This is a genomic window from Dyella sp. OK004 (assembly GCF_900114495.1).
Classification (GTDB): domain Bacteria; phylum Pseudomonadota; class Gammaproteobacteria; order Xanthomonadales; family Rhodanobacteraceae; genus Dyella_D.
Genome location: NZ_FOZI01000002.1, coordinates 1,318,111 through 1,326,852 on the forward strand (window position 1 = coordinate 1,318,111; position 8,742 = coordinate 1,326,852).

Sequence of the window (8,742 nt, forward strand, 5' to 3'; positions counted from 1 at the left end):
GGATACGGCGGGCGCGAGCGTCCGCTGTGCGGACGTTCAGTCGTGCATCTTGCGGTTGGCGTGGATCGCCATCAGCACGCCGAAGCCGGTGAGCAGCGATACCGCCGAGGTGCCGCCATAGCTCACCAGCGGCATCGGCACACCCACCACCGGCAGCATGCCCGCGACCATGCCGCCGTTGACGAACACGTACACGAAGAAGCTCATGCCGATGGCGCCGGCGAGCAGCCGCGAGTAGGTATCGCGCGCTTCCATCGCGATCCACAGGCAGCGGCCGATGATGAAGGCGTAGAGCACCATCAAAGCGATTACGCCGACCAGGCCGAACTCTTCGGAGAACACGGCGAAGATGAAGTCAGTGGTGTGCTCAGGCAGGAAATCCAGCCGCGACTGCGTGCCGTGCTGCCACCCCTTGCCGAAGCTGCCGCCGGAACCCACCGCGATCTGCGACTGGATGATGTGCCAGCCGTTGCCGAGCGGATCGGACTCCGGATCGAGCAGGGTGCGTACGCGATTGCGCTGGTATTCGTGCAGGAAATGCCAGGCCACCGGGATCATGCCGCCGACCGCGGCCAGCAGGCTGCCGATCTTCCACCACGCCATGCCCGACAGGAACAGCGCAAAGGCGCCGGCCGCCGACACCAGCAGCGCCGTGCCCAGATCGGGCTGCTCGGCGATCAGACCGGCGGGGATGGCGATCAGGATGCCTACCACGATGATGTCCTTCCAACTGGGCGGCAACTGACGCGGATGCAGATACCACGCCACCATCATCGGCACGGTGAGCTTGAGCAATTCGGACGGCTGGAACGACAGCACGCCCAGGTCCAGCCAGCGCTTGGAGCCGCTGCGCACCTGACCGAGCGCCGCCACTACCAGCAGTAGCGCAACGCTGCCCGCGTACAGCCATGGCGTCCAGCTGCGCAGCACGGAAGGTGGAATACGCGAGATCAACAGCAACAGCATGCCGCCCATCACGAAGCGGCTGGCCTGGCTGACGATCATCGACATGCTGCCGCCACTGGCGCTGTACAGCGTCATCAGGCCGCAGGTCGCAAGCACCAGCAGCCCGAAAGCCAGGGGCAGGTCGATCCGTGGGCGCGTGATGACGCGGCGCAGGAAGCGCTGCATGCGCAGTTGGAGTACGTCGATCATGGGTTGCCTCCGTCGTCCGGCGGCGGCGCACTGGAGCTGTCAGATGGCAGCGCGGCGGGCATGTCAGCGGGGGTAGCCACCGGCGCATCCTCTGGCTCTTCCGGCGCGTTGGGCACTGTTGTGGGGACCGTTTCGGGAGCGTTTCTTGCGGGCACGGCGCCACCTTGTGTTGCGATCCAGGCTTCCATGACCTTGCGCACGATGGGACCGGCATCCTGCGCACCCCAGGCACCCGCTTCCAGCATCGCCGCCACAGCGATACGTGGCGCCTCAGTGGGCGTGTAGGCGATGAACCAGGCGCGGTGACGCGTGGCCAGATAAGCCGTGTTTTTGTTGTTGTCGTAGTCGTTGCTGCGACGGGAGAAGCGCTCGGCGGTACCGCTCTTGCCGGCGACTACGTAGGGGAAGCCGGTAAAAATACCCTTGCCAGTACCGCCGGTAATCACGGCCTCCATTCCTTGGTTCACCACGCTCCAGTCGCTCGGTTTATGGATCAACGAGGGGCCGCTGGGTGGATTGGGCAGCGGCATGGGACGCTCCTTCACAGTAGCCGTGGCCATCACCAGCCGTGGTGCGTACGGCGTGCCATGACCGGCGAACGTGGCGGTAGCATGGGCCAGCTGTAGCGCGGTGACGTTCCAGTAGCCCTGACCAATACCCGCAATGATGGTTTCGCCAGGAAACCAGCCGTACTTGCTGCGCGTGGCCTTCCATTCGCGCGAAGGCAAAATGCCTTCGGCTTCGCCCAGCAGATCGATGCCTGTTTTCTTGCCAAAGCCCAGGCTGCCCATCCAGCTGGCTAGGCGATCGATGCCCATATCCAGCGCGAGCTTGTAGAAGTAGGTATTGGTGGACTTCTGGATCGCCCGAACCATATTCACCGTGCCGTCGCCGCCACGCGTGTCATCGCGATAACAGCGCTGTTGACCAGGAATACAGAACTCGCCGGTGGAGAGCACGGTGTCCTCCGGACGGCGGATGCCGTACTCCAGGCCACCCAGCGCCAGGAACGGCTTCACTGTCGAACCCGGTGGATAGGCACTCTTCATCGCGCGGTTGAGCAGCGGTTTGTCAGTGTCTGTCGTGTACGTCGTGTAGTCGGCGCGGCTGATGCCGTTGACGAACAGATTCGGGTCGAAGCTGGGTACGCTGACCATGGCCATCACCTGACCATTGCGCGGATCGATCGCCACCGCCGAGCCAGGCCGGCCAGCAAAGGCATCCGTGGCCGCTTTTTGCACGCGCGCATCGATGCTCAGGTAGAGATTCTTGCCGGGCTTTGGCGGATGAGTTTCCAGCACGCGCTGGGTGCGCCCGTCCGCATTCACTTCAACCAGCTCGTAGCCGGGCTCGCCGTGCAGCATGTCCTCGTAAGAACGCTCCAGACCGCTACGGCCCACGTGGCTGGTGCCCTTGTAGCGATCGGCATCGAGCCGATTCAGGTCGTCCGCATCGATGCGTCCCACATAGCCCACCACGTGCGCGAAGAGCGGCCCGTAGGGGTAACGCCGCGTGAGGTAGGGCACGACGTCCAGCCCGGGGAACCGCCAGCGGTTGATGGCGAAGCGGGCGATCTCATCCTCGGTGAGGTGCAGTTTCAGCGGCACGCTGTCGAAGCGGCGGTTCTGCCGGAGCTGCTTCTTGAACGCGTCGATGTCGTCGTCATCCAGCGGCACCACGTCGCGGATCGCCGATAGCATCGCCTTCAAATCAGATACCTGCTCGGGCACCACTTCCAGACGGAACGCGGGAACGTTGTCGGCGAGCAGTACACCGTTGCGATCGAAGATCAGGCCGCGCGCCGGCGGGATCGCACGCGGTTTGACGCGGTTGTTCTCCGATCGCAGCGCGAATTCGTCGTGGCGCTGCACTTGCAGATACACATAGCGCGCGACCAAGGCGCTCAGGCCCATCAGGATCAACACGAAACCGACCAGCGCACGCACCCGGAACAGTGCGCTTTCGCCGCGGGTATCTTTGATGGAGCGCCGTCGCAGTGCCATGGCGCTACTGCAGGCGCAAGCGCATGCGCAGATCGTCCATGAGCAGGAACAGGAACGGCCACAGTGCCGCGCCGACAAAAGGCGATACCCACCAGGTAGCCGGCGGCAACGGCTCGCCAGCGAAGGTGCGCACAATCAGCAGCAGCACGCGATCATTCAATAGCAAAGCCAGCACGGCCAGTGTCTGCTGCCACATCGGGAAAAAGCGCAGCCGCGAGCGGAAGCGCAGCGCAATGAATACCAGCGCGCATAGACGCAGGGCCTGCTCGCCCAGCAACACGCCATCGAGCAGATCCGCGAACAGGCCGATCAGGAAGGCCAGGCCCAAGGTGACGCGATCACTGGATTCCAGCGACCAGTACAGCAGGAACAACGCCGGCCAATACGGCTTGAACGGCTGCAGCACCCCCGGCAACGGTACCAACATCGACAGCAGCGCGAAGGCCAGCGTGCCCATGAACCAGAGCAGGCTTATGCGTTGCTTGTTCATGGCTGCACCGCTGGCGTGGAAGCGGCCGGGGCCGGCGTTGGCTTAGCGGCCGTCGACGGCGCCTGTGCTGGCGTTACCGCGTCAGCCGGGCTGGGTGCCATATCCGCTGGCGGTCCCGTGGGGGCGCCTGGTGCAGGCGGACCCGCGGGCTCAGGCTGATCGTGCAACAGCAGCACATACTCGCTGCGATCGAGATCGGCGGCGGGCCGTGCATGCGCTTCGAGGAACAGGCCGGAGGGCGATTGCCCGATCGAGCGCACTTCGCCCACCGGAAAACCGGGTGGGAAGCGGCCGCCCAAGCCGGAGGTGAGCAGCTTGTCACCGGCGCGCACGTCAGCTGCCATCGGCACATTGGGCAGGCTGAGCATGCCGCCGTCGCGCGAACCGTAGGCCACCGTGCGCAGGCCGGTGCGCTCCACCACCACCGGTACGGCGTGGTTGGGGTCGGTCACCAGCATCACCACCGAAGTGGTCGGCAGCACTTCGATCACTTGGCCCATTAGACCGTGCGCGTCGATCACGGCCTGCCCCTGGGTCACACCGTCGCGCGCGCCCAGGCTCAGCATCAGGCGATGCGGCGAGCCGCCGAGATCGACGCCGATGACACGGGCGAGTTGCACGTTGAGCTCCAGGCTGTGCTGGGTAGCCAGCAGCTCCTTTAGTCGCTCGTTCTGCTCGGCCACGGCCGCCATGCGGTTGAGCTTGGCGTTTGCCAGCAGCAGGTCTTCGCGCAGGCGCTGGTTTTGCTCGGTGAGCAATTTGCGGTCGGCGAAGGCCACGCTCAGGGTGCGCATGCCGGCGGCAGGCAGGCCGGCGAGCCGGTAGACCGGTTCGACGATGACCGATGTCGCATAGCGCATGCGCCACATCCAGCCATTGCGATGGTCGAGCACCATCAGCACCATGGCCAGGGCGAGATACAGGATAAGACGCAGGGTGCCGGCAGCGGTGCCGGCAAACAGGGGCGAGGAGTCCTCGCGAGCGAGTGCCATCCCCTGCCCCCGTCAGTACTTATTCGGCCGCGAAGAAGTCGCTGCCATGCTGGTCGATCAGCTCAAGCGCCTTGCCGCCGCCACGGGCCACGCAAGTCAGCGGCTCATCGGCCACCTGCACGTGCAGGCCGGTCTCCTCGGAGATCAGACGATCCAGGTCGCGCAGCAGCGCGCCGCCACCGGTCAGCACGATGCCGCGCTCGGCCACGTCGGAGCACAGCTCCGGCGGAGTCTGCTCCAGCGCCGACTTGACCGCGGCCACGATGCCGGAAAGCGGCTCGTGCAGCGCTTCCAGCACCTCGTTGGAGTTGATGGTGAACATGCGTGGCACGCCTTCGGCCAGGTTGCGGCCGGAGATCTCGATCTCGCGTACGTCGGTCTGTGGGAAGGCGCAGCCGATTTCCATCTTGATGCGCTCGGCGGTCGATTCGCCGATCAGGGTGCCGTGATTGCGGCGCACGTAGTTGATGATGGCCTCGTCGAAGCGGTCGCCACCCACGCGGACCGACTGCGAGTAGACGATGCCGTTAAGCGAGATCACGGCCACCTCAGAGGTACCGCCGCCGATATCCAAGACCATCGAACCGCGCGCCTCGTGCACCGGAATGCCGGCGCCGATCGCTGCGGCCATCGGCTCCTCGATCAGGAACACGTCGCGGGCACCGGCGCCTTCGGCCGATTCCTTGATGGCGCGGCGTTCCACCTGGGTGGAACCGCAGGGCACGCAAACCAGCACGCGGGGGCTCGGACGCAGTAGACGCGAACGGTGCACCTGCTTGATGAAGTGCTGCAGCATCGCTTCGGTCATCGAGAAGTTGGCGATCACGCCATCCTTCATCGGACGCACCGTGGCAATGTTGCCCGGGGTTCGTCCCAGCATCTTCTTGGCGTCGCTGCCGACCGCAGCAACCGCACGGGGGCCACCCGGACCACGATCCTGACGGATCGCCACCACCGACGGCTCGTTCAGGACAATGCCCTGACCACGCACGTAAATGAGCGTATTGGCCGTGCCAAGGTCGATGGAGATGTCGTTGGAAAAGATCCCGCGAAACTTCTTGAACATGGGTCCGCCGCGCGCCGGCAATGATTAAAAAGTGAGCGCGCCAGTCTAAAGAGCTAAACCCTTGTGCGCAAGGATATTCTCGTTAAGAAAGCCTTGTAGGACGGGATGATATGCGTACTTTCGACCTTCGGACTCAACTCATCGGCTGCGCAAGAAGTCGCCGAGAGACACGGATATCGGTAAGATTGGCAGCTTTGGTCAGGGCCATAGGTCCGGCCTTTGGTCCGACCGCCTGCGGGCGGCCTGTTCACTCACCTGGGGACACCCACGCACCATGTCTGCCGTCATTTGCGGTTCGTTGGCTTACGACACCATCATGGTCTTCCAGGACCAGTTCAAGAATCACATCCTGCCCGACCAGGTGCACATCCTGAACGTGTCGTTCCTGGTGCCGCGGATGCGCCGTGAGTTTGGTGGTTGCGCCGGCAACATCGCCTACAACCTGAAGTTGCTTGGCGCGGATCCGCTGCCGGTGGCCACGGTTGGCCAAGACTTCGGCCCGTATCGTGCGCATATGGAGCAGTTCGGCATTCGCCTCGACTACGTGCGCGAGTTCAGTGACCAGTTCACGCCGCAATGCTTCATCACTACGGATCTGGACAACAACCAGATCACCGCCTTCCATCCGGGCGCGATGTCCAGTGCACACGAGAATCACGTGAAGGACATCCCCGGCATCAGCTTCGCCATCGTTGCGCCGGATAGCCGCGACGCGATGCTGCAGCACGTGGACGAGTTCCATGCGCGTGGCGTGCCCTTCATCTTCGATCCCGGCCAGGCGATGCCGCTGTTTAGTGGCGATGAGTTCCGCGCCATGATCGAGAAGGCCACCTATGTGATCGTCAACGACTACGAGTCGCAGCTGTTGCAGTCACGCACTGGCTGGAGCGCGGAGGAAATTGCCAAGCGCGTGAAGGCTTACATTGTCACGCTCGGCCCGCGCGGCTCGCTGATTTACACCGAAGGCACCACGCACGAGATACCGCCGGCGCGCGAGCGCAAGGTGGTTGATCCGACGGGTTGCGGCGATGCTTATCGCGCCGGCCTGATCTTCGGCATCATGCGCGGCAAAGACTGGCCGACCGTCGGACGCATGGCGTCGCTGATGGGTGCGCTCAAGGTTGAGTTCCCCGGCACGCAGAACCAGCGCTTCGACTACGCGCAGTTCGCAGCGGAGTTCGGCGAGCAGTTCGGGTATTCGATCGACTGAGGCTAGTTGCGAATCCGGATAGCGCGAAGCCCCGCCTCAGTGCGGGGCTTCGTCGTTTCAGCCGGGGCGAAAGCCCATGGTCGCCTGTACGGCATTCTTCCATCCTTGGTACAGACGCTCGCGGCGTTCTGCCGGCATGAGGGATTCGAAACGGCGATCGACTTGCCACAGCGCGGCAAGCTCCTCTCTGCTCTCCCAGAAACCCACGGCCAGGCCCGCCAGATAAGCCGCTCCTAGCGCAGTCGTTTCCTGAATTCTCGGACGCAACACTGGCACACCGAGCATGTCGCTCTGGAACTGGGCCATGAAATCATTGGCGATGGCGCCACCATCCGCGCGGAGCTCTTTCAGCGCAATACCGGCTTCCGCTTCCATCGCGGTCAGGACGTCGCGAGCCTGATAAGCCATCGACTCCAATGCCGCTCGCACGAAATGCTCCTTGCGTGTGCCTCGAGAGAGACCGAACACGGCACCGCGCACATCGCTGCGCCAATAGGGAGCGCCCAGGCCGACAAATGCCGGCACTACGTATACGCCTTCGCTGGAAGCCACCCGTTCTGCGTAGGCCTGGGAATCGCTGACCTTGCCCAGCATGCGCAGGCCGTCGCGCAGCCATTGGATCACCGAGCCGGCGACAAAGATGCTGCCCTCCAGCGCGTACTCCACTTCATCCCCAATCTGCCAGGCGATGGTGGTCAGCAAGCCATGCCTAGACCGCACTGGCTGTGTACCGGTATGCATCAACATGAAGCAGCCAGTGCCATAGGTGTTCTTGGCCATCCCCGCGCTGAAGCAGGCCTGGCCAAATAGGGCGGCCTGCTGATCCCCGGCCACGCCGCTGATCGGGACTTTGTGGCCAAAGAAATTTGCAGGCGAGGTATGTGCGTAAATTTCGCTGCTACTACGCACGTCGGGTAGCATCGCCGAAGGGATATCCAGCATCGCCAGTAGCTGCGGATCCCATCGGCATGCATGAATGTCGTAAAGCAGCGTACGAGAGGCATTACTGACGTCAGTGACGTGAGCAGCGCCGCCACTCAGATGCCAGATCAGCCAGCTGTCGACTGTACCAAATAACAACTCACCACGTTCCGCACGTCGCTGGGCGCCGTCAACGTGATCGAGAATCCAACGCAGTTTGGTTGCGGAGAAGTAGGCATCGATCAGCAGGCCTGTCTTGCTTCTGATCAGGTCCTCATAGCCTTCGGATTTCAGTCGCTCACAGATATCGATGCTCTGGCGCGACTGCCAGACAATGGCGTTGTGGATAGGTTGCCCAGTCTTGCGATCCCACACCACGGTGGTTTCGCGCTGATTGGTGATACCGATGGCCGCGATATCGGTGATATCAACCTGGGTGTTGGCGAGCAGCTCGGTGATTGTCACCAGGACGCTGGTCAGGATGTCGCGTGGGTTATGTTCGACCCAACCAGGCTGCGGGAAGATCTGCTCGAACTCGCGTTGCGCCATACCGACGATACTGCCTGAGTGATCGAACAAGATCGCTCGGGAGCTCGTCGTTCCTTGGTCAAGAGCAAGGATGTAGCGCTTTTCCACCAAAAACCCTCCACCAACCAGCCGGTTTACAACGAAGGGTAGCAAGCGTTGCGACTTGCGAAGTTGCTTCGAGCATCGCAAAAACAAAAAACTCGCTGGAGTTAGCGAAGTTTCTCGATGAGGCATTAGTGGCAGCTATTCCAGCGGCCTCGTCCGTTGTAGTTAAAGAACGCCCAAGAAAAAACCCTCACCGGAGACGGTGAGGGTTTTTAGGATAAAGCCCCTGGCGGTGACCTACTCTTGCATGGCAAGCCACACTACCATCGGCG

At 62.9% G+C, this 8,742-nt stretch carries 7 protein-coding genes; 1 reads left to right on the forward strand and 6 read right to left on the reverse strand.

The window, feature by feature from the left end:
• Positions 1–36: 36 nt before the first annotated feature.
• Genes rodA through BM338_RS12550 form a run of 5 tightly spaced genes read right to left on the reverse strand, consistent with a single transcriptional unit; the run spans position 37 to position 5,706 of the window.
• The gene (gene rodA / locus BM338_RS12530; RefSeq protein WP_090451183.1) at positions 37–1,155 is read right to left on the reverse strand and encodes a rod shape-determining protein RodA; all 1,119 of its coding nucleotides are present in this window, start codon (positions 1,153–1,155) and stop codon (positions 37–39) included.
• Positions 1,152–3,158, reverse strand: coding sequence for a penicillin-binding protein 2 (gene mrdA / locus BM338_RS12535; RefSeq protein ID WP_090451184.1), 2,007 nt, complete (start codon positions 3,156–3,158; stop codon positions 1,152–1,154). The genes rodA and mrdA overlap by 4 nt, the downstream gene beginning before the upstream one ends.
• Before the next feature lie 4 nt (positions 3,159–3,162).
• Positions 3,163–3,648, reverse strand: a complete 486-nt coding sequence (gene mreD, locus BM338_RS12540) for a rod shape-determining protein MreD (protein ID WP_090451185.1) — start codon at positions 3,646–3,648, stop codon at positions 3,163–3,165.
• Positions 3,645–4,640, reverse strand: coding sequence for a rod shape-determining protein MreC (gene mreC / locus BM338_RS12545; protein WP_090451186.1), 996 nt, complete (start codon positions 4,638–4,640; stop codon positions 3,645–3,647). Before mreC ends, mreD begins: the two co-directional genes overlap by 4 nt.
• Before the next feature lie 19 nt (positions 4,641–4,659).
• Complete coding sequence (locus tag BM338_RS12550) at positions 4,660–5,706, reverse strand: rod shape-determining protein (RefSeq protein WP_090451187.1); 1,047 nt, start codon at positions 5,704–5,706, stop codon at positions 4,660–4,662.
• A gap of 274 nt (positions 5,707–5,980) precedes the next feature.
• Between BM338_RS12550 and BM338_RS12555 the strand changes: the two genes are divergently transcribed.
• Complete coding sequence (locus tag BM338_RS12555; RefSeq protein ID WP_090451188.1) at positions 5,981–6,916, forward strand: carbohydrate kinase family protein; 936 nt, start codon at positions 5,981–5,983, stop codon at positions 6,914–6,916.
• Between the two features lie 57 nt (positions 6,917–6,973).
• Here the strand turns inward: BM338_RS12555 and glpK are convergent, their stop codons facing one another.
• The gene (gene glpK / locus BM338_RS12560) at positions 6,974–8,473 is read right to left on the reverse strand and encodes a glycerol kinase GlpK (protein ID WP_090451189.1); all 1,500 of its coding nucleotides are present in this window, start codon (positions 8,471–8,473) and stop codon (positions 6,974–6,976) included.
• Between the last annotated feature and the right edge of the window lie 269 nt (positions 8,474–8,742).

Bases quoted from the DNA above. Each gene is read 5' to 3' on its own strand.
- BM338_RS12550 (WP_090451187.1), bottom strand. From the start codon at position 5,706: ATGTTCAAGAAGTTTCGCGGGATCTTTTCCAACGACATCTCCATCGAC.
- mrdA (WP_090451184.1), bottom strand. From the start codon at position 3,158: ATGGCACTGCGACGGCGCTCCATCAAAGATACCCGCGGCGAAAGCGCA.
- rodA (WP_090451183.1), bottom strand. From the start codon at position 1,155: ATGATCGACGTACTCCAACTGCGCATGCAGCGCTTCCTGCGCCGCGTC.
- mreC (WP_090451186.1), bottom strand. From the start codon at position 4,640: ATGGCACTCGCTCGCGAGGACTCCTCGCCCCTGTTTGCCGGCACCGCT.
- mreD (WP_090451185.1), bottom strand. From the start codon at position 3,648: ATGAACAAGCAACGCATAAGCCTGCTCTGGTTCATGGGCACGCTGGCC.
- BM338_RS12555 (WP_090451188.1), top strand. From the start codon at position 5,981: ATGTCTGCCGTCATTTGCGGTTCGTTGGCTTACGACACCATCATGGTC.